This is a genomic window from Rudaea sp., from assembly GCF_047601565.1.
GTDB lineage: Bacteria > Pseudomonadota > Gammaproteobacteria > Xanthomonadales > Rhodanobacteraceae > Rudaea.
The window spans coordinates 1,546,698-1,569,326 of sequence record NZ_JASGIY010000001.1; the positions used below are offsets into that span (position 1 = coordinate 1,546,698).

The 22,629-nt window shown below is 66.7% G+C and carries 23 protein-coding genes; 17 read left to right on the plus strand and 6 right to left on the minus strand.

The genetic code is table 11. The annotated features are described in order from the left end of the window. Position 1: 1 nt before the first annotated feature. The 9 genes from QM741_RS06640 (at position 2) to QM741_RS06680 (ending at position 8,737) form a co-directional block, all read left to right on the plus strand. Positions 2-727: a TMEM175 family protein gene (locus QM741_RS06640; protein WP_415206936.1), complete on the plus strand. Its 726-nt coding sequence runs from the start codon at positions 2-4 to the stop codon at positions 725-727. After that, positions 724-1,410 carry a dethiobiotin synthase gene (gene bioD / locus QM741_RS06645; protein ID WP_415206937.1) on the plus strand — a complete coding sequence of 229 codons (687 nt, stop codon included), beginning with the start codon at positions 724-726 and terminating at the stop codon, positions 1,408-1,410. The genes QM741_RS06640 and bioD overlap by 4 nt, the downstream gene beginning before the upstream one ends. 4 nt (positions 1,411-1,414) lie before the next feature. Continuing rightward, positions 1,415-1,714 carry a hypothetical protein gene (locus QM741_RS06650; RefSeq protein ID WP_415206938.1) on the plus strand — a complete coding sequence of 100 codons (300 nt, stop codon included), beginning with the start codon at positions 1,415-1,417 and terminating at the stop codon, positions 1,712-1,714. Positions 1,715-1,743: 29 nt separating this feature from the next. Beyond that, positions 1,744-2,385 carry a hypothetical protein gene (locus QM741_RS06655; protein WP_415206939.1) on the plus strand — a complete coding sequence of 214 codons (642 nt, stop codon included), beginning with the start codon at positions 1,744-1,746 and terminating at the stop codon, positions 2,383-2,385. A gap of 9 nt (positions 2,386-2,394) precedes the next feature. Continuing rightward, the gene (locus QM741_RS06660) at positions 2,395-2,766 is read left to right on the plus strand and encodes a hypothetical protein (protein ID WP_415206940.1); all 372 of its coding nucleotides are present in this window, start codon (positions 2,395-2,397) and stop codon (positions 2,764-2,766) included. A gap of 33 nt (positions 2,767-2,799) precedes the next feature. Next, positions 2,800-3,153 (plus strand): hypothetical protein, encoded by a 354-nt coding sequence (locus QM741_RS06665; RefSeq protein WP_415206941.1) that lies wholly within the window; start codon positions 2,800-2,802, stop codon positions 3,151-3,153. Between the two features lie 163 nt (positions 3,154-3,316). Next, positions 3,317-5,485: a peptidyl-dipeptidase Dcp gene (gene dcp, locus QM741_RS06670; RefSeq protein WP_415206942.1), complete on the plus strand. Its 2,169-nt coding sequence runs from the start codon at positions 3,317-3,319 to the stop codon at positions 5,483-5,485. Positions 5,486-5,550: 65 nt separating this feature from the next. Next, entirely contained in the window at positions 5,551-7,794 is a 2,244-nt protein-coding gene (locus QM741_RS06675) for a M3 family metallopeptidase (RefSeq protein ID WP_415206943.1), read from the plus strand. 25 nt (positions 7,795-7,819) lie between these two features. Next, complete coding sequence (locus QM741_RS06680; RefSeq protein ID WP_415206944.1) at positions 7,820-8,737, plus strand: arginine deiminase-related protein; 918 nt, start codon at positions 7,820-7,822, stop codon at positions 8,735-8,737. 17 nt (positions 8,738-8,754) lie between these two features. Here the strand turns inward: QM741_RS06680 and QM741_RS06685 are convergent, their stop codons facing one another. Continuing rightward, a complete protein-coding gene (locus QM741_RS06685) occupies positions 8,755-10,131 on the minus strand; it encodes a glutamate--cysteine ligase (RefSeq protein ID WP_415206945.1) in 1,377 nt (458 codons plus the stop codon). A gap of 153 nt (positions 10,132-10,284) precedes the next feature. Next, the gene (yihA, locus tag QM741_RS06690) at positions 10,285-10,887 is read right to left on the minus strand and encodes a ribosome biogenesis GTP-binding protein YihA/YsxC (RefSeq protein ID WP_415206946.1); all 603 of its coding nucleotides are present in this window, start codon (positions 10,885-10,887) and stop codon (positions 10,285-10,287) included. Positions 10,888-11,011: 124 nt separating this feature from the next. On the opposite strand from yihA, the gene QM741_RS06695 reads away from it, so the two are divergent. The 7 genes from QM741_RS06695 (at position 11,012) to QM741_RS06725 (ending at position 18,214) form a co-directional block, all read left to right on the plus strand. Beyond that, positions 11,012-11,668 carry a c-type cytochrome gene (locus tag QM741_RS06695; RefSeq protein WP_415206947.1) on the plus strand — a complete coding sequence of 219 codons (657 nt, stop codon included), beginning with the start codon at positions 11,012-11,014 and terminating at the stop codon, positions 11,666-11,668. A 126-nt stretch (positions 11,669-11,794) separates the two neighbouring features. Next, on the plus strand, positions 11,795-12,496 hold the full coding sequence (locus tag QM741_RS06700; protein ID WP_415206948.1) for a thiol:disulfide interchange protein DsbA/DsbL: 702 nt from the start codon (positions 11,795-11,797) through the stop codon (positions 12,494-12,496). Between the two features lie 39 nt (positions 12,497-12,535). Further along, the gene (locus tag QM741_RS06705; RefSeq protein WP_415206949.1) at positions 12,536-13,240 is read left to right on the plus strand and encodes a thiol:disulfide interchange protein DsbA/DsbL; all 705 of its coding nucleotides are present in this window, start codon (positions 12,536-12,538) and stop codon (positions 13,238-13,240) included. Between the two features lie 85 nt (positions 13,241-13,325). After that, positions 13,326-14,147: an endonuclease/exonuclease/phosphatase family protein gene (locus tag QM741_RS06710; protein WP_415206950.1), complete on the plus strand. Its 822-nt coding sequence runs from the start codon at positions 13,326-13,328 to the stop codon at positions 14,145-14,147. Then, positions 14,144-16,147, plus strand: coding sequence for a transglycosylase SLT domain-containing protein (locus QM741_RS06715; protein WP_415206951.1), 2,004 nt, complete (start codon positions 14,144-14,146; stop codon positions 16,145-16,147). Before QM741_RS06710 ends, QM741_RS06715 begins: the two co-directional genes overlap by 4 nt. Before the next feature lie 162 nt (positions 16,148-16,309). Next, positions 16,310-17,530: a multifunctional CCA addition/repair protein gene (locus QM741_RS06720; RefSeq protein WP_415206952.1), complete on the plus strand. Its 1,221-nt coding sequence runs from the start codon at positions 16,310-16,312 to the stop codon at positions 17,528-17,530. Between the two features lie 114 nt (positions 17,531-17,644). Further along, on the plus strand, positions 17,645-18,214 hold the full coding sequence (locus QM741_RS06725; RefSeq protein WP_415206953.1) for a DUF7010 family protein: 570 nt from the start codon (positions 17,645-17,647) through the stop codon (positions 18,212-18,214). 56 nt (positions 18,215-18,270) lie between these two features. Here QM741_RS06725 and QM741_RS06730 read toward each other — a convergent pair whose 3' ends face one another. Beyond that, entirely contained in the window at positions 18,271-19,458 is a 1,188-nt protein-coding gene (locus QM741_RS06730; RefSeq protein WP_415206954.1) for a class I SAM-dependent methyltransferase, read from the minus strand. Between the two features lie 265 nt (positions 19,459-19,723). Here QM741_RS06730 and QM741_RS06735 point away from each other — a divergent pair, with 265 nt between their 5' ends. Next, complete coding sequence (locus QM741_RS06735; protein ID WP_415206955.1) at positions 19,724-20,473, plus strand: pteridine reductase; 750 nt, start codon at positions 19,724-19,726, stop codon at positions 20,471-20,473. Here QM741_RS06735 and folK read toward each other — a convergent pair. The 3 genes from folK to tsaD are packed head-to-tail and all read right to left on the minus strand — an operon-like array spanning position 20,466 to position 22,569. Next, positions 20,466-20,963 (minus strand): 2-amino-4-hydroxy-6-hydroxymethyldihydropteridine diphosphokinase, encoded by a 498-nt coding sequence (gene folK / locus QM741_RS06740; protein WP_415206956.1) that lies wholly within the window; start codon positions 20,961-20,963, stop codon positions 20,466-20,468. The genes QM741_RS06735 and folK overlap by 8 nt on opposite strands. Then, positions 20,960-21,322 (minus strand): dihydroneopterin aldolase, encoded by a 363-nt coding sequence (folB, locus tag QM741_RS06745; protein ID WP_415206957.1) that lies wholly within the window; start codon positions 21,320-21,322, stop codon positions 20,960-20,962. Before folB ends, folK begins: the two co-directional genes overlap by 4 nt. Positions 21,323-21,381: 59 nt before the next feature. Further along, positions 21,382-22,569, minus strand: coding sequence for a tRNA (adenosine(37)-N6)-threonylcarbamoyltransferase complex transferase subunit TsaD (tsaD, locus tag QM741_RS06750; protein WP_415206958.1), 1,188 nt, complete (start codon positions 22,567-22,569; stop codon positions 21,382-21,384). Positions 22,570-22,629: the final 60 nt, after the last annotated feature.

The following is a 22,629-nucleotide window of genomic DNA, read 5'->3' on the forward strand; positions in this document are numbered from 1 at the left end:
CATGCCCAGCACTCTCCACGACGCGATGCGCATACGCCGCCAGCAGCCGACACGGCTGGAAGGCTTCGTCGACGCCTCGTTCGCGTTCGCGGTCACCCTCGTCGTGATCGCGGTCGGCCACGTGCCCGCCTCGGTGCCGGAGATGATGCAGGCGCTGCGCGGTCTGCCGACGTTCGCCGTGTGCTTCGTGCTGATTTCGCGCATCTGGCTTACGCATCGCAACTGGAGCCGCTACTACGACATCGAGGACGGCATCGGCATGGGCCTGAGCCTAGCCCTGGTTTTCATCGTGCTGATCTTCGTCTATCCGATGCGCATGCTGTTCGCGCAGGCGCTGATGGGCTGGAGCGGCGGCTGGCTGTCCGACGGCAGCGTCGCCGCGCTGCAGTCCGTCGACGAGTTGCGCACGGCGTATACCGTGTTCGGCGTCGGCTTCGCTGCGATCGGCACCGTTTTCATCCTGCTCTATGCGCATGCGCTGCGCCTCGCCGACCGGATCGGGCTCGACGCCGGCGAACGCCTGTTCACGCGCATGCGTCGAACGGATTGGTCGGGGCATGTCGCGATCAGCCTGCTTTCGATCGCCTTGGCACGCTGGCTGCCGTTCAACGACGTACTCGAGTATTCCATACCGGGCATCGTCTACGCGCTCAACGTCGTGACCGGCGCGATTTGCGGCCGCCACTACCGTCGCCAGTTCGCGCGTCTGCGGGCATCCGGCCCGTGACGCGCGCGATCTACGTCACCGGCACCGACACCGGCGCCGGCAAGAGCCTCGCCGCGGCGACATTGCTCGCCGCGCTCAATGCGCATGGTGTGCGCGCGGTCGGGATGAAACCGGTCGCGAGCGGCTGCGAGCACACTCCGGCAGGTCTGCGCAATGCCGATGCCGAACTGCTGATCGCGCACAGCGCGGGCGCGCCGGCCTACGCGGACGTCAATCCCTACGCCTTCGCCGACCCGATCGCACCGCACCTCGCCGCGGCCGATGCGGGCGTCGCAATCAATCCGGCACGCATCGAAGCCGCATTTGCCGCATTGTCCGCAAACGCGCAATTTCTCGTCGTCGAAGGCGTCGGCGGCTGGATGGCGCCGTTCGGCCCGCGCTTGATGCAGGCGGATATTGCGCGTGGATTGCAATTGCCGGTGATCCTCGTCGTCGGCCTGCGCCTGGGTTGCCTCAACCATGCGCTGCTGACCGCGCGCGCGATTCGCGCCGACGGCGCGGAACTGATCGGCTGGATCGGCAGTTGCGTGGACGCGCAGATGGCGCGGCGCGAGGACAATCTCGCGACGCTGCGCGAACGCCTCGATGCGCCGTGTCTCGGCGTGCTGCCGTACCGTGCCGCTGCCGGCCCGGCGACGCTCGCCGCGCACCTCGACGCCGCTTGCGATCGGCTTCTCGGCTAAGCGCATGTCTTCCGCACCCGGCCGGCGGGAATCATGGTGGCCTCTGACAGCGGTCGCGCTGCTCGGCTTCGTGTTCTTCGTCGCGTGCTACTACCCCGGCGCGATGTCGCTCGACAGCGCGGTGATCTGGTCGCAGGCGCGCGCCGCGCCGAGCACGAACATCTACGGTACCGGCCTGCGCTGGATGTGGTGGCTGGCCGACAAGTTCTGGAGCGGGCCGGGGGTTTTGTTCTTGATCCAACTCGCTTTGTTCTGGTCGCGCGCGCACTTGAATGCGGTTTGGCGGGACGATTCACGTTCTTGATCGCGACCGCCTTCGCGCCGGTCGTCTTCGTGCTGATCGCGCACGTGTGGACCGACGTGATGCTTCTGGCAGCGCTCGCATTCGCCGTCGGCGCACTGTTGCGCTGGCGCGATACGCACGGCACGGGATGGCTCGCCATGTTCTGGCTTGTGCTCGTGTTCGCGGCGACTTTGCGCCACAACGGGCTACCGGCTCTGTTGCCGTTGGCAGCCTATGCCGTTTGGCTGGGCCTGCGATCGTGGGCGGTTCCGCCCATGCGCAAACGAGTCACCATGATCGTCGCAGTCGCCGCATGCGCTCTCGGCCTCCAGTCGGTCAGCGAGCTGAGCGCATGGTCCGCGCAGCGATACTTCACGCTGTGGTCGAATCCGGCGATGTGGGACCTCGCCGCGATCTCGCTGGACGCGAACGAGGTACTGTTTCCGCCAGAGACTCGCAAACCCGAACTGACCGTCGATGACCCGCGCACGGCTTATGTACCCTACGTCAGCGTACCCATCTTCACCGCAACCCAGGGCCGCGTGATCGGACCGTTTTTTCCGCCCCGTGAACGGGCGGCTTCGAAATTGCGCAAAGCATGGCTGGCCGCGATCGTCGAGCATCCGGTTTCCTACGCCGCGCATCGCTGGCGCGTTACGCGCGCACTGTTCGGCAACAAGCCGCGCGAGTGACCACACGAGTTGATCTACGTCGATGACGAATTGCAGTTCGCCGACAATCCTGCCGTAACGCCGAATCATTCGATCTTGCACGGTGCGAGCATTCGCTACGCCGAAGCGCTGCGCGACACGGCATTGCTCGCGCCGTGGCCCTACCTTGCGTTTGGCTTCGCTGCACTCGTGCTCGCCTGGTGCTGGCGCATACGCGCGAATGCGCAGGCCGCGATCGCCGTACTCGCGAGCGGTCTCGCCTACGCCGCGCCGCTGCCATTGATCGCCCCGGGGGCCGATCTGCGCTTTCTCGGCTGGACCTGCCTTGCCGCGATGATCGGCGCGGCGCTGGCACTCGCGTCCCGGCCGCATGCGCGCGCCGGGAATGTGCAGCCGAACTGATAAACTCGGGCCTTCGCCACTCAGGATCTGCCCATGCCGAATTCGAAGCAGACGTTCTTCATCGTCGTGCCCGATCTCGCGAAAGCGCGCGGGCAGGTTCCTTCGCTGTCCTACAGCGGCCACTCCGCCGAAAGCTTCGCCGCGCAACTGCAGGCCGCGCTGCGCGAGCCGACCCTGTGGGAGCGCTGGCGCTCGATGCAGCCCGATCCCGACGCCGTCGATCCGCTGCTCGGCGCGAGCGACGCGCAGGCCACGGTCGAGGCGCATCAATCCGACCTGCACTGCGATGCGAAGATCACGACTTTGTTGCCGCATGCGGTGCTCAAGCACCGGCTCGGATTGCTGATCGGGTCGAACTGGACGCTGCGCGATGTGAGCGCGGCGTAGGCAGTGCAAAAGATAAATCGAATGTCAGCTTCGCCGACATGACGAGTCCGTAGGCCAAACGGCACATGCCAGCCATACCGCACCATCGCTACGCTGCGCGTTCGAAGCGCGCGTGCGCGCGTATTTTTCCCTTCATCGCCACCTTGTCCGGAGACATTCCACCATGCTTCGACTCCGACCGATCGTTCTCGCCATGAGCATCACTCTCGCCGCCTGCGCGCAAACGCCGCACAAGACCACCGAACCGGCCAAAGCCGCCGAAGCCGCGAAAGCGGTCAACCCGTTCTTCGCCGCCAGCGCGCTGCAATACCAGGCGCCGCCGTTCGACAAGATCCACGATGCCGACTACGCGCCCGCCTTCGACGAGGGCATGAAGCAGCAGCTCGCCGAAGTCGACAGCATCGCGAACCAGGCCGACGCACCGACCTTCGACAACACGATCGTCGCGCTCGAGCGCACCGGCGCGGTGTTGACGCGTGTGTCGAAGGTGTTCTTCGCGCTGGCACAGGCGAATACGGACGACGAGATCCAGAAGATCCAGGAGGATTACGCGCCGAAGCTCGCCGCGCACCAGGATGCGATCTTCCTCAACGCCAAGCTCTACGCGCGCGTGAAGAAGCTTTACGCCGAGCGCGCCTCGCTCGGTCTCGACGCCGAATCCGCACGCCTGCTCGACCGCTACCATCTCGCCTTCGTGCGCGCGGGCGCGGAGCTGACGGCGACCGACCAGGCCAAGCTCAAGGACCTCAACAAGGAAGAATCCTCGCTGCAGACCGCGTTCCAGCAGAAGCTGCTCGCCGCGACCAAGGACGGTGCGCTCGTGATCGACGACAAGTCGCAGCTCGCCGGCTTCAGCGACGGCGACCTCGCCGCGGCGCTCGAAGCGGGCAAGGCACGCAAGCTTGACGGCAAGTACGTGATCGCGCTGCAGAACACCACGCAGCAGCCCGCGCATGAATCGCTGACCGACCGCAAGACGCGCGAGCGGTTGTTCAAGGCCTCGATCGACCGTGCCGAACAGGGCGACGCGAACGACACGCGCGCGACGATCGAGCGTCTCGCCGAACTGCGCGTGCAGAAGGCCAACCTGCTCGGCTTCAAGACCTATGCCGACTACAGCCTCGCCGACCAGATGGCGAAGACGCCGCAGAACGCGATCAAGCTGATGACCGGCATCGTGCCCGCCGCGGTGGCCAAGGCCAAGGACGAGGCGCGCGGCATGCAGGCGCTCGTCGACAAGCAGAAGGGCGGTTTCAAACTCGCGCCGTGGGACTGGCAGTTCTATTCCGAGCAGGTGCGCAAGGAGAAGTACGAGCTCGACCAGAACGAGATCAAACAGTATTTCGAGCTCGACAACGTGCTGAAGAACGGCGTGTTCTTCGCCGCGAACCAGCTCTATGGCCTCACGTTCAAGGAACGCCACGACCTGCCGGTCTACCAGTCCGACGTGCGCGTGTTCGAAGTGTTCGACAAGGACGGCTCCTCGATGGCGCTGTTCTATGCCGACTACTTCAAGCGCGACAACAAGTCCGGCGGCGCGTGGATGGACAGCTTCGTCGACCAGAACACGCTGCTCGGCACGCATCCGGTCGTGTTCAACGTCTGCAACTTCACCAAACCGGCGCCGGGCCAGCCCGCGTTGATCAGCCACGATGACGTGATCACGATGTTCCACGAGTTCGGCCATGCGCTGCACGGCCTGTTCTCGAACGTGAAGTACCCCTACCTCGCCGGCACCAACGTGCCGCGCGACTTCGTCGAGTTCCCTTCGCAGTTCAATGAACACTGGGCCGACGAGCCCTCGGTATTCGCCAACTACGCCAAGCACTACCAGACCGGCGCGCCGATGCCGGCGACGCTCGTGGAGAAGATCAAGAAAGCCGGCACCTACGGCCAGGGCTTCGCGACGACCGAATATCTCGGCGCGGCGCTGCTCGACCAGGCCTGGCATAGCCTGCCCGCGGACAAGGCCAAGCAGGACGTCGACCCGTTCGAAGCGCAGGCGCTCAAGCGCTACCACGTCGACTACGCGCTGGTGCCGCCGCGCTACCGCACGAGCTATTTTGCCCATATCTGGGGCGGCGGCTACTCGGCCGGTTACTATGCCTACCTGTGGACCGCGGTGCTGCGCGACGACGCGTTCTACTGGTTCAAGGAGCACGGCGGCATGACCCGCGCGAACGGTCAGCGTTTCCGCGACATGGTCCTCTCGCGCGGCGGCACCGAGCCGGCCGACGAACTCTACCGCGCGTTCCGCGGCCGCGACCCGAGCGTCGAGCCTCTGCTCGAAGTGCGCGGGCTGAAAGCTGCGAAGACGGCCAGGTCAAAGTAGACTTCGATCGACAAGTCCACTCCATCGCGCCGCTTTGCGGCACGATGGTTTGCAGGAGGCAGTCCATGTTGCGTATCCGACCGATTCTCGTCGTCACGGCCGTCGTGCTGGCGTCGTCCTGCTCGACGACGCCGACCGAACCCGTGGGCGCGGAGAAGGAAACCGCCGCCAAGAGCGAGATCACCGACCCGCTACCGGGCAATCCGTTCGCCGAGCCGAGCACGCTGCCGTTCGAGGCCCCGCCGTTCGATCGGATCCGCGACGGCGATTTCCAACCGGCGCTCGAGGAAGGCATGCGCCGCCAACTCGCCGAAGTCGAGCGCATCGCCAACGACAAGGCGCCGGCGACGTTCGAGAACACGCTGGTCGCGCTGGAGAAGAGCGGCGCGCTGCTGACGCGGGTAAACCGCGTGTTCTCCGCGCTGACCCAGGCGAACACGGACGACATCCTGCAGCGCGTGCAGAAGGAGGAAGCGCCGAAGCTCGCCGCGCACCAAGATGCGATCTACCTCAACCCGAAGCTGTTCGCACGGGTGAAATCGGTCTACGACAAGCGCGACAGCCTCGGCCTCGATGCCGAGTCGCTGCGCTTGACCGAGCGTTACTACCGCTTGTTCGTGCGCGCCGGCGCGGAACTCCCGGCCGGCGACCAGGAAGTGCTGCGCGGCCACAACAAGGAACTGTCCTCGCTCGCCGCGCAATTCCGCAGCAAGCTGCTCGCGGCGACCAAGGCGGGCGCGCTCGTCGCGGACGACAAAGGCGATCTGGCCGGCCTGAGCGACGCCGATCTCGCCGCCGCGCTCGAAGCCGGGCGCGCGCGCATGACGCCGGACAAGTACGTCATCCCGCTGCAGAACACCACGCAGCAGCCCGCGCTCGCCTCGCTGCAGAGACGCGACACGCGCGAAAAACTCTTCACCGCCTCGATCGCACGCGCCGAACTGCGCGACGACAACGACACGCGCGCGACGATCACGCGCATCGCCGAATTGCGCGCCGAGAAGGCCCGGCTGCTCGGCTACGACACCTGGGCCGCCTACGTGCTCGACGACCAGATGGCGAAGACGCCCGACCGCGCGATCGAGCTGATGACCGACATGGCGCTGGCCGCCATCGCCAAGGCGAAGGGCGAGGCGCGCGAGATGGAAAGGCTCGCGAAGAAGGACGGCATCCAATTCAGGCCCTGGGACCTGCAGTACTACTCGCCGAGCGCTCGATCCGAAGGCGGCGCGCTGCGCCCGTGGGACTGGCAGTACTACGCTGAGCAGGTGCGCAAGAGCCGTTTCCAGATCGATTCGGAGGAGGTCAAGCAATACTTCGAACTCGACAACGTGCTGCAGAACGGCGTGTTCTTCGCCGCGAACCAGCTCTACGGCCTCACGTTCAAGGAACGCCACGACATCCCGGTCTACCAGCGCGACGTGCGCGTGTTCGAGGTGTTCGACCATGACGGCTCCTCGCTCGCGCTGTTCTACGCCGACTACTTCAAGCGCGACAACAAGGCCGGCGGCGCGTGGTCCACCTCGTTCGTCGGCCAATCGGGATTGCTCGGGCAGAAGCCCGTCGTCACCAACACCTGCAACTTCACCAAGCCGGCGCCGGGCCAGCACGCGCTGATCAGCCACGACGACGTGATCACGATGTTTCACGAGTTCGGCCATGCACTGCACGCGATGTTCTCGAACGTGAAGTACCCGCTGCTCGGCGGCACCAGCGTGCCGCGCGACTTCGTCGAATTCCCTTCGCAGTTCAACGAACACTGGGCCGACGAGCCGAGCGTGTTCGCCAACTACGCCAAACACTACAAAACCGGCGAGCCGATGCCGGCCGTGCTCGTCGACAAGATCAGGGAGGTTGGCACCTACGGCCAGGGTTTCGCCACGACCGAGCAGCTTGAAGCTTCCCTGCTCGACATGGCTTGGCACACGCTGCCGCGCTCGATGACCATCGTCGACAACGTCGACGCGTTCGAACGCAGCGCGCTGCGCCGCTACGACGTCGACTACGCGCTCGTGCCGCCGCGCTACCGCACCAGCTACTTCGCCCACATCTGGAGCAACGGATACGCCGCGGGTTACTACGCCTACCTGTGGACCGCCGTGCTGCGCGACGACGCGTTCTACTGGTTCAAGGAGCACGGCGGCATGAACCGCGAGAACGGCCAGCGCTTCCGCGACATGGTGCTCTCGCGCGGCGGCACCGAGGAAACCGACGCGCTCTACCGCGCCTGGCGCGGCCGCGATCCGAGCGTCGAGCCGCTGCTCGAAGTGCGCGGACTGAAAGAAGCGTCGGCGAAGCGCAAGCCGTGAACATAGCCCGCGGAACCCGAGGTTCATGCTGACCACATCTCCCACGGAATTCCTCGCGGCTTTCGCGCAACTGCTGCCGCACCCGACCGCGCGCGCGACAGCGAAGGCGGCCTTTCTCGTCGCGCCCGCCGCCGCCGAGCTTGCCGCGGAATCCGCGCGCGACAATCGCTACATGCGCATGGAACAGGGCTTCGACGGCGTGCGCGCCCTCGCCCAGCACGCAGTGCTCGCACAAGCGCTTCGCGCGGACGTCCCCGTGATCACGTTTCCCGGCGATCCGACCACGCCCGACGCCATGTTCCCGAACAACGTGTTCGCGACCGCACCGGGCCGGTCGATTATCGGCCGCATGCGCCATCCGGTGCGCCAGCGCGAAGCGGCGCGCTCCGACATTCGCGGATTCTTCCGCGACACGCTCGGCTATGCGGAAACCGACCTTTCCCTGCGCGAGGACTGCGTCGCCGAACTGACCGGATCGCTCGTCATCGACCATGCGCGCCGCATCGGCTACTGCGGCTTGAGCGAGCGTTGCGACCTGGCCGGCGCGCGCGCGATGCACGCGGCCTTCGGCCTGCGCCTGACCTTCGCCTTCGATCTCGCCGAAGGCGAATACCACACCAATGTCGTGCTGGCCGCGCTGGCCGGCCGCGCGGTGATCCTCGCGCCGGACGGCTTCGCCGATGCGGCGGTGCCGGATGCGATCGCCCAGGCCTACGCGGGACGCGCCATCGTGCTCACGCCCGGACAAAAATGCGATTACGCCGGCAACGCCATCACGCTGTCGCCCGGGCGCGCGTGGATGAGTGCGCGCGCGGCATCGTCATTGACGCCGGAACAACGCAAGGCGCTCGCCGAATGGGGATTCGCGATCGGCGTCGTGCCGCTCGACGAAATCGAAAAAGCCGGCGGCAGCCTGCGTTGCTGCGTCGGCGAAATTTTCTGAACGGACCAATCGTTCGCTCAATAGGCGAATTCGCGGAACACCGGATCCACGCTGCCCTGCCACGGCCCATGGAACAGTTCGAGCTTGCGCTCGGCCGGAGTCTGGTTCGCCTCGACATATTCGATCAGCGGCTCGATGAAGACGGCTTCGCTCGCGCCGGTCGCATTGAGATGGGCGCGGCGGGCGAGGCCGTTGCCGGAAATCTTCAGCGTCTCGCGCGCAAGATCGCGCACGCTGCCGTTGCGGAACGGCAGTTTCAGCGCGTGCTTCGGCACGCCGTCGCGCAGCGCGTGGCGTTCGGCCATGCTGAAATCCTTGACCAGATCCCACGCGGCGTCGAGCGCGGTCTGGTCGTAGAGCAGGCCGACCCAGAATGCGGGCAGTGCGCACAAGCGGCTCCAGCGACCGCCGTCGGCGCCGCGCATCTCCAGATACTTCTTCAGCCGCACCTCGGGGAAGGCCGTGGTCATGTGATCGGCCCAGTCCTTCATCGTCGGCTTGGCGCCGGGCAATTCGGCCAGGTCACCGGCCAGGAATTTCTTGAACGACTTGCCGGCGAGGTCGACGTACTTGCCGTCGCGGTAGCTGAAATACATCGGCACGTCGAGCAGGTAATCGACGTAGCGCTCGTAGCCGAAGCCGTCCTCGAAGACGAAGTCGAGCATGCCGGTGCGGTCCGCGTCGGTGTCGGTCCAGATGTGCGAGCGGTAGCTCAAGTATCCGTTCGGCTGGCCCTCGGTGAACGGCGAGTCGGCGAACAGCGCGGTCGCGACCGGCTGCAGCGCGAGCGAGACGCGGAACTTCTTCACCATGTCCGCTTCGTTCGCGAAGTCGAGGTTGACCTGCACCGTGCAGGTGCGCGTCATCATGTCGAGGCCGAGCTTGCCGACCTTGGGCATGTAATCGCGCATGATGCGGTAGCGGCCTTTCGGCATCCACGGCATGTCCTCGCGCCGCCATTTCGGCTGGAAACCCATGCCGAGGAAACCGAGCTGCAATTCGTCGGCGACGGCCTTGACCTCGCGCAGATGGCCGGTGACTTCCTCGCAGGTCTCGTGGATCGTGCGCAACTGGCCGCCCGAGAGTTCGAGCTGGCCGGCGGGTTCGAGCGTGATCGAGCCGTCGCCGCGCGCGAGCGCGATCACGTTGGTCGCGCCGTCCACAGTCTCGCTGATCGGGGTCCAGCCGAAGCGCGTCAGTCCGTGAAGCAGTTTGCCGATGCCGCGTTCGCCCTCGTAGGTCGGCGGGCGCAGATCGTCGAGGCGGAAGCCGAACTTCTCGTGCTCGGTGCCGATGCGCCATGCCTCCGGCGCGCGTGCGCCGGAGGCGATATAGCCCACGAGCTGCTCGCGGCGTTCGATCGGGATGTCTTCTACCGCGCTGGGTCCGGACATGAGGTTCGCGTGCGTTGGATGGACAATTCGAGAAGTGCGGCCAAGGATGGCCGCCTTTTGATTCCGCGATCAAGGATGATCGCAAAAACAAATAGGGGCGAAGCCCCGGATCAAAAGACCCCGATGGCCGCAACAAACTGACGCCGCGGCGTATCAAGATTGTGACAGTAGCGCCGCCAGTGCGCCGCGCGCCTCGTCGAGTCCGGTTTTCGCCTGCGCAGAGAACAACTGTACGCTCGCATCGAAACCGGCCGCCGCGATTTCGTTGCGCACCAGCGCGAGCGTGCGGGCCGCCTCGCCGCGGGCGAGCTTGTCGGCCTTGGTCAGCAGTACGTGGCAGGCGAGGCCGATGTCGCGGCAGTAGGCGAGCATCTGGCGGTCGAACTCCTTGAGCGGATGGCGCACATCGACGATGAGCACCACGCCGCGCAGCGATTCGCGCTCGCGCAGGTAGGTGTCGATCGCGCGCCGCCATTGCTCGCGCATCGCCTCGGGTACCTTCGCGTAGCCGTAGCCGGGCAGATCGATCAGGCGGCGGCCGCCGTCGAGGACGAAGACGTTGAGGAGTTGGGTGCGCCCCGGCGTCTTCGAGGTGCGCGCCAGGCCCGACTGGTTGCAGATCGCGTTGAGCGCGCTCGACTTGCCCGCGTTGGAGCGCCCGGCGAACGCGATCTCGGTGCCCGTATCGGCGGGCAGCCTGCGCGGTTCGGCGGCGCTCGTGAGAAAAGCGGCGCTGCGGAAGGGATTGTGTTTCATCGGGTCGGTTCCGGCGGGTTTGACCGTTGCCAAGCGCGGCTGAGATAATTTGCCGATTGTGCCGCAGCCGGCGTGCGAATGGCTGCCCGGCGGCAGACGTTGCGATTCTCTCGGAGTGAACGGTATGAGCTTTCGGTACGTGATGGGCATGGCGGTCCTCTTCGGCGCGGGCCTGGCGCAGGCCGTAGACAAACCCATCGTGGGCGACACCACCGCCGGCGCCGCCAAGGCCGCCACCTGCGGCGCCTGCCACGGCGCGGACGGCAATCCGGCCTCCTCGCAGTATCCGAAGCTGGCCGGCCAGAACGAAGCCTACACCGCGCGCCAGGTCGACCTGATGAAGAGCGGCAAGCGCCAGAACGCGGTGATGATGGGCTTCATCGCCAACCTCAGCGCGCAGGACATGCACGACATCGGCGCGTTCTACGCAAGCAAGGTCTCGCTGCCCGGCGTCGCCGACACGGCGCTCGTCGCGCGCGGCCAAGCGCTGTACCGCGGCGGCAGCGCCGACACCCATACGCCGGCCTGTATGGCCTGCCACGGCCCGGACGGCCGCGGCAATCCGGGTGCGGTCTACCCGCAGCTCGCCGGCCAATACGCCGACTACACCGCGGCCAAGCTCAAGGCGTTCCGTGACGGCCAGGGCTTCAGTTACGACGAGCACGCCAAGATCATGACCACGGTGGCCAAGCCGCTGACCGATGCCGACATCACCGCGCTCGCGAGCTACATCGAAGGCCTGCACGCCGTGACGGCGAAGGCGGCGGAAATCGCCAAGTGACTTGTCCGGCGTAAGTCGGAAGTCATCCCAACATGGAAACTTTCCGCGCCGGCAAGCGTCAGTAATCCGTCGCACCGCAGGTCCCTGTCGGCGGTGCCGTTTTCGTGTTGCTGCAAAGGAATTTTCATGTTCGCGCGTCTCTTGATCAGCACGTTCGCCGCCGCGCTCCTGGCGCCGCTCGCCGTCCAGGCCCAGGCCCTCGCGGGCCCCGCGCCCTGGAAGGAGGGCACGCACTACTTCCTCGTCGAGCCCGCGGTACCGAGCGAATCGGACGACGGCAAGGTCGAGGTCGCCGAGGTATTCTCCTACGGCTGCCCGGCCTGCAATTTCTTCTATCCGGCGATCGACAAGCTCAGGAAGGCGCTGCCCGCCAACGCGGTGATGCGCTACGTGCCGGCATCGTTCAACGCGAACGAAGACTGGCCGATGTTCCAGCGCGCCTATCTTGCCGCGCAGGCGCTCGGCATCGCCGACAAGTCGCACGATGCGATGTTCGACGCGGTGTGGAAGCCCAACGCCCCGCTCGCGACGATGAATCCCGACGGCCGCACGCTGAAGAAGCCGCTGCCCTCGCTCGAGGACGCGGCGAAATGGTATGCCGAGCATTACGGCGTCAAGGCCGAGGATTTCGTCGCCACGGCGAACTCGTTCGCGATCAACGCGAAGATGAAGCGCGCCGACGCCTTCCTCAAGGCGACGCAGACGGAATCGACGCCGACCATCGTCGTCGGCGGCAAATATCGTTTCAACCCGAACTCGGCGGGCGGCGAGGACAAGGTCGTGCCGCTCACGCTCTATCTGATCCAGCTCGCCGCGGGCGGCAAATAATCCTGCGCCGCATTCCCGTACGCCCCGCCCGGAGCCGCCATGTTCAAGCGCCTCGCCACCCTGTTCCTTGCCGCATTTGCGGTTTCCGCCTGCACCGGCGACAAGGCGGCGACCGCCGCCGCCCCCGCGAACTCCGCAACGGCTGCCGCGACATCCGCGCCTGCCGCCGCGCCCGCGCGCGACTGGCAGCTCGGCGCCGACTATTTCCTCATCGACCCGCGCGTGCCGACCACGACCGGCGACAAGGTCGAAGTCGCCGAGGTGTTCTCCTACGCCTGCCCGCACTGCGCGCACTTCCAGCCGGTGATGGAACGACTGAAGGCGCAACTGCCGGCGAACGCGCAGATCGTGCTCGTGCCGGCCGTGTTCAATCCGCAGTGGGAGCCGTTCGCCCGCGCGTTCTACACCGCTCGCTCGCTCGGCCTGCTCGACAAGACCCACGCCGCGCTGTTCGAGGCGCTGCACACGCAGCACCAGCCGCTGTATTCGATCGAATCGCTGGCCGGCTTCTACGCGAACTACGGCGCCGATCCGAAATCGTTCCTCGCCACCGCCAACTCCTTCGTCACCGACAGCAAGATCGCGAACGGCAACGATCTCGTCAAGAACTACGGCGTTACCTCGACGCCGACGCTCGTGGTCAACGGCAAATACCGCGTCGAGATGAGCGCCGAAAGGCACATCGGCCCGAACGAGGCGCTCGACATCGCGCTGATGCTGGTCAAGCAGGAAAGTGCGAAGTAGGGATTCGATCCAAGAACCCGCTTTTCGCGGGTCGAAGGCCAGGAGCCTGCTTGCGGTCCTCATGCCTGCGCCGTAGGCTCGCAACGTGTCCGCCATCGCCGACCACCTCGCCGAGAAATCCGTTGCCGGCTCGCGCCTGCGCCTGCTGAGTTGCAATATTCTGGCCGGCGGCAGCGTGCGCAAGTACCGCCACTACGTCACCGAAGGCTGGAAGCAGGTGCTGCCGGTGCGCAGCAAACGCGCGAACCTCGACAGCCTGGCCGCGTTGCTGGCGGACTTCGACGTCGTCGGCCTGCAGGAAGCGGACGCCGGTTCGCTGCGTTCGGGCTTTCTCAACCAGACCGAATATCTCGCCGAAGGCGCGGGTTTCCCATACTGGAGCCATCAGCCGAACCGCAAGATCGCGCAGTTCGCCGCGTCGAGCAACGGCCTGCTCGCGCGGCTCAGGCCGGCCGAGGTGCGCGACTACGCGCTGCCGAGCCGCATCCCCGGCCGCGGCGCGATGTGGGTGCGTTTCGACCTCGGCGGCGAGGAATTGATCATCGTCGTCGTCCACCTCTCGCTCGGCGCGCAGGCGCGCGCGCGCCAGCTCGATTTCATTGCCGACCTGATCTGGTCCAGCCCGCACGTGGTGCTGATGGGCGATTTCAACTGCGCGCTCGACAGCGCCGGGATGTCGCGGCTGCTGCGCCGCACCGGCCTCGTTCCGGCGCACGACGCGCCGCCGCCGACGTTCCCGAGCTGGCGCCCGCGCCGCGCGATCGACCACATCCTCGTTTCGGAAAGAATGGAAATAGAGAATTTGTATACCCTGCCGCACATCGTTTCCGACCACCTGCCGCTGGCTGCGGAAATCCTGCTGCCGGCGCCGCTGCGCCTGTCCCGCGCGCAATCGGGTGCGCGATGAAGACGTTCGTCCGCCCGTTGCTCGCGGCCGTTCTTTCCATCGCCGCCGTTGCACATGCCGACGGCACGGGACTGACGCGCCAGCGCGAGCAATTTCCCGTCGTGTGGGAACTGGCCAAGCGCGATCCGACCGAAAGCTGGATCAAGCTCGCCGCCGGCCTCGAAACCTATCCGCTGTATCCCTACCTCGGCCTCGCTTCGCTGCAGCGGCGCATCAAGGACGCGAAACCCGAAGAGGCCGAGGCGTTTCTCGAGGCATGGCCGGATTCGCTGCCGGCGACGCTGCTGCGCGAGGCGTTCCTGCCGGAACTCGCGAAGCGGCAGGACTGGAAGAGCTATCTTGCGATCTACGACGATGGCACGAAGAACCGCGAGCTGCGCTGCAACGCATTGCAGGGGAAGCTCGCGCTCGGCCAGAAGATCGATTTCGCCCGGGATTTCGAGTCGATCTGGCTCAGCGCGGGCGATATGCCCGATGCATGCGACGCTGCGGCGAGCTGGGCGCGCAGCGAAGGCAAACTGACGCCGGCGCTGATCTGGCAGCGCATCGACCTCGCCTCGACCAAAGCCGCGCACGCCGGCGTCGTCGCCGCGCTCGCGACCCAGCTCGCCGGCGCGGACAAGACCGCCGCCGAACACATCGCGCTCGCCCTGCGCGATCCGGCCGCCGCGCTCAAGCAGGCGATCGGCTGGCCCGACACGCCGCGATCGCGCGACGCGGCCGTCATCGCCGTTGAACGCTTGGCCAAGCGCGACGCCGATGCGGCTGCGGCGAACTGGGATGCGCTGCGCGCGCAATTCCATTTCGACAAGGACCAGCAGGGCCGCGCGCTGCGCGCGATCGCGCTGTACCGTGCGTCGAGCTATTCGTCCGACGCGCTCGCTCGCCTGACCGCGCTGCCCGCCGAGTTCGCCGACGACGCCACGCGCGAATGGCGCGTGCGCTCGGCGCTGGCCGCGGGCGACTTCAAGGCCACGCTGGCCGCGCTCGACGCCATGCCGTCGCCGCAGCGCGACGACGCGCGCTGGCGCTACCTGCGCGCTCGCGTGCTCGCCAAGCTCGGGCGCAAGGACGAAGCGGCTGCGCTGTTCCGCACGCTCTCCGGTGAGGCGAATTTCTTCGGCTTTCTCGCCGCCGACCAGATCGACGCCGGCTATACGATCTGCAGCACCGAACTGCCCTCCGATGCCACCGCGCAAGCCGCCGCGCTGCGCGACAAAAACCTCGCCCGCGCATTCGAGTTCTTCGCGATCGATCGTCTCGCCGAAGCGCGCCGCGAATGGGATTTCGCCCAGGGTGGCCTTGATGCGAACCAGCGCCGTGCGGCGATCGCGCTCGCCGCGAAGCAGGGCTGGATCGACCGCCCCGTTTACGCCTTCAACCAGGGCGAGGACATGCGTTTGTATACTTTGCGCTTCCCGCTGGCGCGCAAGGACGAACTGCTGCGCGACGCGAAAGACGGTGGCGTCGAACCCGCCTGGGCCTACGCGATCATCCGCGCCGAGAGCGCGTGGACCACCGACGCGAAATCCGGCGCCAACGCCTATGGCCTGATGCAACTGCTGCCCGGCACCGCGGCGCGCGTCGCCAAGGCCAACGGCATCGATTACGGCGGCGCCAGCGACCTGTTCGATGCGGACACGAACACCAAACTCGGCACGCTCTATCTCGGCGAAGTCGCTGCGCGCTTCGACGGCAGCCCGTGGCTCGGCAGCGCCGCCTACAACGCCGGGCCCGCGGCGGTCGACAAATGGGTGGCCGCGCGCGATACGCTCGATCCGGATTTCTTCATCGAAACGATCCCGTACAAGGAAACGCGCGAATACGTCTCGCGCGTGCTCGCCTTCAGCGTGATCTACGACTGGCGCCTCAACGGCTCGACGCTGCCGATCTCCTCGCGCCTGCCGCGCATCGGGCAGGCCTACGAGCCGCCGGGCGACAAGGCCGCGCGCAAGGCGGTGACGTGTCCGGTCTTGCCCGCAAAGATCGCGACGAATTGATCTTCTTCCCTTCTCCCACCGGGAGAAGGTGGCGCGGAGCGCCGGATGAGGGAAGAGCCTCGTGACTTCTACGCTACTTTTGCAAGTCGAAGCGCTTTTCCCTCATCCGCCCTTCGGGCACCTTCTCCCGGTGGGAGAAGGCAAGCAAGGCATAATGCGCGCATGAAGACCTATCTCGTCGGCGGGGCCGTGCGCGATCGCCTGCTCGGCATCGCGGTGAAGGACCGCGACTACGTCGTCGTCGGCGCCACGCCGGAGGAAATGCTGCACGCCGGCTACAAGCCGGTCGGCAAGGATTTCCCCGTGTTCCTGCATCCGCAGACGCACGAGGAATACGCGCTCGCGCGCACCGAGCGCAAGACCGGACGCGGCTATCACGCTTTTGCGTTTCACACCGATCCCGGCGTGACGCTCGAAGACGACTTGCGCCGGCGCGATCTGACTATTAACGCGATCGCCGAGGACGAGCACGGCACGTTGATCGATCCGTTCGGCGGCGTGCGCGACCTCGAAGCGAAGGTCCTGCGTCACGTCTCGCCCGCGTTCGCCGAGGATCCGGTGCGCGTGCTGCGCGTGGCGCGCTTTGCCGCGCGCTATGCCGATCGCGGCTTCCGCATCGCCGAAGAAACGCTCGCGCTGATGCGCGGCATGGTCGCCGACGGCGAGGTCGATCATCTCGTGCCAGAGCGCGTCTGGGCCGAGACGCAAAAGGCGCTGGCCGAGAAGACGCCGAGCGCGTTCGTGCGCGCGCTGCGCGAATGCGGCGCGCTGCGCGTGCTGTTTGCCGAGATCGACGCGCTCTACGGCGTGCCGCAGCGCGCCGAGTTTCATCCCGAAATCGACAGCGGCGTCCATACCGAAATGGTCGTCGACATGGCCGCACGTATCGCGCCGGGCGACACGCTGGTCGGCTATTGCGCGCTCGTGCACGATCTCGGCAAGGCGCTGACGCCGAAGGACGTGCTGCCGCGGCACGTCGGCCACGAGCATCGCGGCCTCGCGCCGGTCGAAACCGTCAGCACGCGCTACAAGGTCCCCGCCGAGTACGCCGCACTCGCGCTACTCGTCTGCAAGCTGCACCTGCTCGCGCACACCGCGCTCGAACTGAGACCCGCGACCGTACTCGGCCTGTTCGAACAGCTCGACGCGTTCCGCCGGCCCGAGCGCGTCGAATCATTTCTGACCGTCTGCGAAGCCGACAAGCGCGGGCGCCTCGGGCAAAGTGAATCCGCTTATCCGCAGGCCGACCACCTGCGCCGCGCGTTTGCTGCGGCGAGCGCAATCGGCGCGAAGGAATTCGTCGAGCGCGGCCTGCACGGCCCGGCGATCGGCGAGGCGATGCGCAAGGCGCGCATCGAAGCGGTCAGCGCGATCCCGCGATGACGCGATGCCGATCCGCCGACGCGGCGAGCGGATCTGCCTACGGCGTCGCGTAGAGCGCGCGGCCGATCCGATATAATCGCCGCGACCTTTCCCAAGCACAAACCGGACGGACGCATGACTTTCGAAGAAATGCAGAAGGACTTCATCGTGCGCCGCAAAGGGTCACTGGCCCTTCCGCTCACGGGCATGATCGTCTACACGGCGGCGGCCGTCGCCAGCCTGTTCGTCGACGCCCGCCTGCACAACCTCGTCCTCACGATCTGCTTCTGGGCCATCCTGCCCGTCGGACTTCTGCTCGGCCGCCTTCGCGGCGAGGAGATGCGCTCGCGCGCGGACAACCCGCTGTTCGACCTCTCCGCCAAGGCGCGCGTGATGGCGCTGGCGACCTGGGCCATCCACATTCCGGTCTGGCTCTACGCGCCCACGCTTTTTCCGCTCACGGTCGGGATCGCCTTCGCCCTGCACTGGATTGTGTTTTCCTGGACGCTCGGGCATCCGGTCGGCTTCGTCCATCTCGGCCTGCGCATCGTATTCGTCCTTTCCGTCTGGCATCTGTTCCCGGCGAACAGGATGGGCGCGGTGAGCGCCGGCGTCGCCCTGGCATATGCGATCTCCCTCGCGCAGCTTTCCATGATCGACTGGCGGGCACGCTTCGGTTTGAAGCAGGATCCGCGCTGGGCGTAGCGACATCGGCCCGGCGCAAGGCGTCTTTGCGGGACCGGCAAATGCGGAAAAGGGGGTCAGCCGGCGGCGCCGTCTTTGCGCGCCAGCTTCATGACGCGAAACCGTTCGCCCATCTCACTTGGCAAGGTCAGCCGCTTGATCTGCTGCGCGAGCGCATAGCGCGCGGCTTCGCCGCCGGCCTGCGAGTGGGCCCGCGCGAACACTTCGTCGAGTCCGTTCTCGATCAGGAATTGCGCCTGCGTCGCATGCGCGGCGACGGTCAATCCCGCTGCCTCGCCTGCGCACGCGAGCGCGTCGAAATCGACCCAGGCCGTGATGTCCTGCAAGCCGGGCAGGATCAGCGGATCGTCGTGCGCGCGATGGCGCCAATGGCAGCGCAGCGTGCCGGCAGAGCGCGCTGGAGCGTAGTACTCGCCGTGCGCGTAGCCGTAGTCGATGAACCAGGCGCTGCCGCGCTCGAGCGTGCGCGTCACTTCGGCCAGCCACGGCGAGAGCAGGGTGCAGACTTCGGAACAGTAGGCAGAGCGCCCCCTCACCCAACCCTCTCCCCCAACGATGAAGCTGTTGGGGGAGAGGGCTTTGATTTGTTCGACGGCCGTGCTCAGTTGCGCATCCGCAGGGCGCTCGATCCAGAGAAATCCGCCTCGCTCATCGACTCCGACGCAACGCGCAAACAATCCTTCCTCGCGCAGCGCGAATGCGCGCACCGGCAGCGCGTCGATCACTTCGTTGGCGACGAGTACGCCCTGCCACGACGCCGCCGGCGGCGCGTCGAGCCAGTCGATCCGATCGAACAGATGCGTGCATCGCGCTTGCAGGGTCTCGCGCTGGCGCGCGCGCAGATCGGCGCTGCGTTCGAGCAGGCGGTAGCGCGCCGGCAATGCGTCGAGACGTTCGAGTTCGAGCAACAGCTCTGCGGCGAGCGAGCCGCTGCCGGGGCCGAGTTCGACGACCTCGCGTCCACGATCGGCGGCGCCGCCTTCGAGTTCGGGCGCGAGCGCGCGCGCGAGGCAGCGCGCGAAGACGAAGCCGAGTTCCGGCGCGGTGACGAAATCGCCGGCAGCGCCGAACTTGGTCGCGCCGGCGCTGTAGTAGCCGAGTCCCGGCGCATACAGCGCGAGTTCCATGTGGCGCGCGAAATCGAGCGCGCCGCCGGCCTGCGCGATTTCCGCGCGGATCAGCGCCGCAAGGCGCTCGCTGTGCGCGCGCTCGTCGGCGGAAGGTTCGGGCAATTCGACGCGCATGCTGGGGTATGGAAGAATCGAAGTTGGAAAGTCGAGACGGCGCGTTGCTTTCCTTCTCCCACCGGGTCGAAGCCCGCGACAGCGGGCTGAGGGTGAGGCAGGATGCCGAACGGGGTGGGTGCCGCAGGGCGATGGGAAAAGCCTTGCACGGATGCGGGGCCGATCCAACCTGCGACGTCTTTCCCTCATCCGGCGCTTCGCGCCACCTTCTCCCGGTGGGAGAAGGGAAAATCCAAGCATACCGACTACGCGACAGGATTTGCGCATGAGCGAAGCGAAAAACGAACGCCCCGTCGTGCTGATCACCGGCGCGGCCAAACGCATCGGCGCGGCGATCGCGCGCACGTTGCACGACGCCGGCTACGATCTCGTCCTCCATCATCGCCACTCACGCGGCGAGATGGACGCCCTCGTTGCCGATCTCGAAGCGAAACGCGCGCGCAGCACGCTCGCGGTGCAAGCCGAATTGGCCGACGTCGACGAACTGCCGCGCCTGGTCGATGCCTGCATCGCGCGTTACGGCCGCCTCGACGGCCTCGTCAACAACGCCTCGGCGTTCTATCCGACGCCGATCGGCACGGTCACGTTGCAGCAATGGAACGAGCTGTTCGCGAGCAATGCGCAGGCGCCGTTTTTCCTCGCCCAGACGGCCGCGCCGCTTTTGAAAACGGCGCACGGCAGCATCGTCAGCATCGCCGACATCTATGCGCGGCACCCGCTCGCGCGCCATCCGGTCTACTCGATGGCCAAGGCCGCGCTCGTGGCGATGACGCGCGCGCTCGCCATCGAACTCGCGCCGGAGGTGCGCGTGAACGCGATCGCGCCGGGCGCAATTCTCTGGCCCGAATCGGGCAAGGCCTACACCGACCGGGCCGAGCTGACCGCGCGCACGCCGCTGGCGCGCACGGGCACGCCCGAGGATGTCGCCGCCGCCGTGCTGTTCCTGCTGCGCGACGCGAAGTTCACTACCGGACAAGTGCTGAATGTCGACGGCGGACGCGAACTCGTCATCTGACGCCGGCGTCGAACTCCGCCGCCGGCCCGAAGCGATCGCGGTCCGGGTGGTCCAACCATAGCTGCGCCAGCGTCTTGCCGCTGCACGGTTCACGCACGGCCGGTGCGATATCGGCCAGCGGCTTGAGCACGAAGGCGTGCTTCAGTTCCGGCCGCGGCAGTTCGAGATGGCCCTCGCCCCGCATCACGAGATCGTCGTAGAGCACGATATCGATGTCGAGCGTGCGGCTGGAAAAGCGCGGCACGTCGCGACGCCGGCCGTGGCGGTCTTCGAGCGCATGCAGCCAGTCGTCGAGCGCGGCGGGTTCGAGGTCGGTGTCGATCGCAACCGCGAGGTTGAGGAAATCCGGCCCGTCGAAACCGACCGCCTTGCAGCGGTAGACCGGCGAGACGACGATGATACCGAAGCGCGCGCGCAACTCGGCAAGCGCGGCGCGCAGATGCTTTTCCGGTTCGAGGTTCGAGCCCAGGCTCAGGTAGGCGCGGCTCATGCGACCGGCGGGGTTCCGCGCTCGATGACGACGCCGACCGATTTCGATCCGCGCACCGCGCCGGGCTTGGCCAACTTCAGGCGCAGCCATGGCACATGGAATTCGCCGAGAACGATTTCCGCGCAGCGCTCGGCCAGCGTCTCCACGAGTTCGAAGTGGGAGGCTTCGACGAACGCAATCAGTCGCTTCGACACGGCCTTGTAGTCGAGCGTGTCCTCGATGCGGTCGGTCGACGCGGGCTTGCGGTTGTCGAAGGCCATTTCGAGGTCGAGCGCGACGACCTGGCGGATGCGGCGCTCCCAATCATAGATGCCGATGACGGTTTCGATGCGCAGGTCTTCGATGAAAACGATATCCATGACAGGGCCGGGAATCGGGAATTGGGAATTGGGAATTGGGAATTGGGAATTGGGAAAGCTTACACGTTCGTCATTCCCGCGTGCTTCCAGCGGGAATCCAACGACTTTGCTCTTGGTTCTAGCGCTCTCGAAGAGCCAAGGCGCTGGATTCCCGCTTTCGCGGGAATGAAGAGCGAAAGCGCTATCCGATTGCGGCGAGGCTTTCCAGAATCCCACCGCGGCAAAACGCGAATCGCCGCATCGTCGTGCAATCCCGCCTGCAAGCGCAGCGCGCCGGCGAGCGCGATCATCGCGCCGTTGTCGGTGCAGAACTCCGGACGCGGAAAGTAGACGCGAAAGCCCTCGCGCCCGGCCGCCTGGGCCAGTTGCGCGCGCAGGCACCTGTTCGCGCCGACGCCGCCGGCAATGACGAGCTTGCGCGCGCCGGTCTGCGCCAGCGCACGGCGGCATTTGATCGCGAGCGTGTCGACGATCGCCTCCTCGAAGCCGCGCGCGATGTCGGCCTTCACGTTCGGCGCGTCGGCATTGGCCTGATAGGCCAGCAATACCTGCGTCTTCAGGCCGGAAAAACTGAAATCGAGGCCGGGGCGGTCGGTCATCGGCCGCGAGAACTTGAATCGCCCCGGTTCCCCCGACTCGGCCAACTTCGCCAGGGCCGGGCCGCCGGGATACGGCAAGCCCATGAGTTTGGCGGTCTTGTCGAACGCTTCGCCGGCCGCGTCGTCGAGCGTGTCGCCGAGCAGGCGGTAGCGGCCGACGCCGGCCACCTCGATCAGCATCGAATGGCCGCCGGACACGAGCAGGGCCACGTACGGCGGTTCGGGCGGATCGGCTTCGAGCATCGGCGCGAGCAGGTGGCCTTCCATGTGATGCACGCCGATCGCGGGTACGTCCAGCGCCCAGGCGAGCGACCGCGCGCAGGCGGCGCCGACGAGCAAGGCGCCGACCAGGCCGGGGCCGCAGGTGTAGGCCACGCCGGCGAGGTCGCGCGTGGCCATGCCGGCTTCGCGCAGGGTTTCTCGGATCAGCGGCAGCAGCTTGCGCACGTGGTCGCGGCTGGCCAGTTCCGGCACGACGCCGCCGTAATCGGCGTGCATTTTGATCTGGCTGTAGAGCGTATGCGCGAGAAGGCCCCGGCCCACGTCGTAGACGGCCACGCCGGTTTCGTCGCACGAGGTCTCCACGCCGAGCACGGGTCCCGTGCCTGCGGTTTCGGAGCCCGGGGCAATTGCAATCGACTGGGTCATCGCGCTAGAATACACGGCTCACCGGCCCGAAAGCCGAGCAACGTTCTGTTCTGGAGTCTG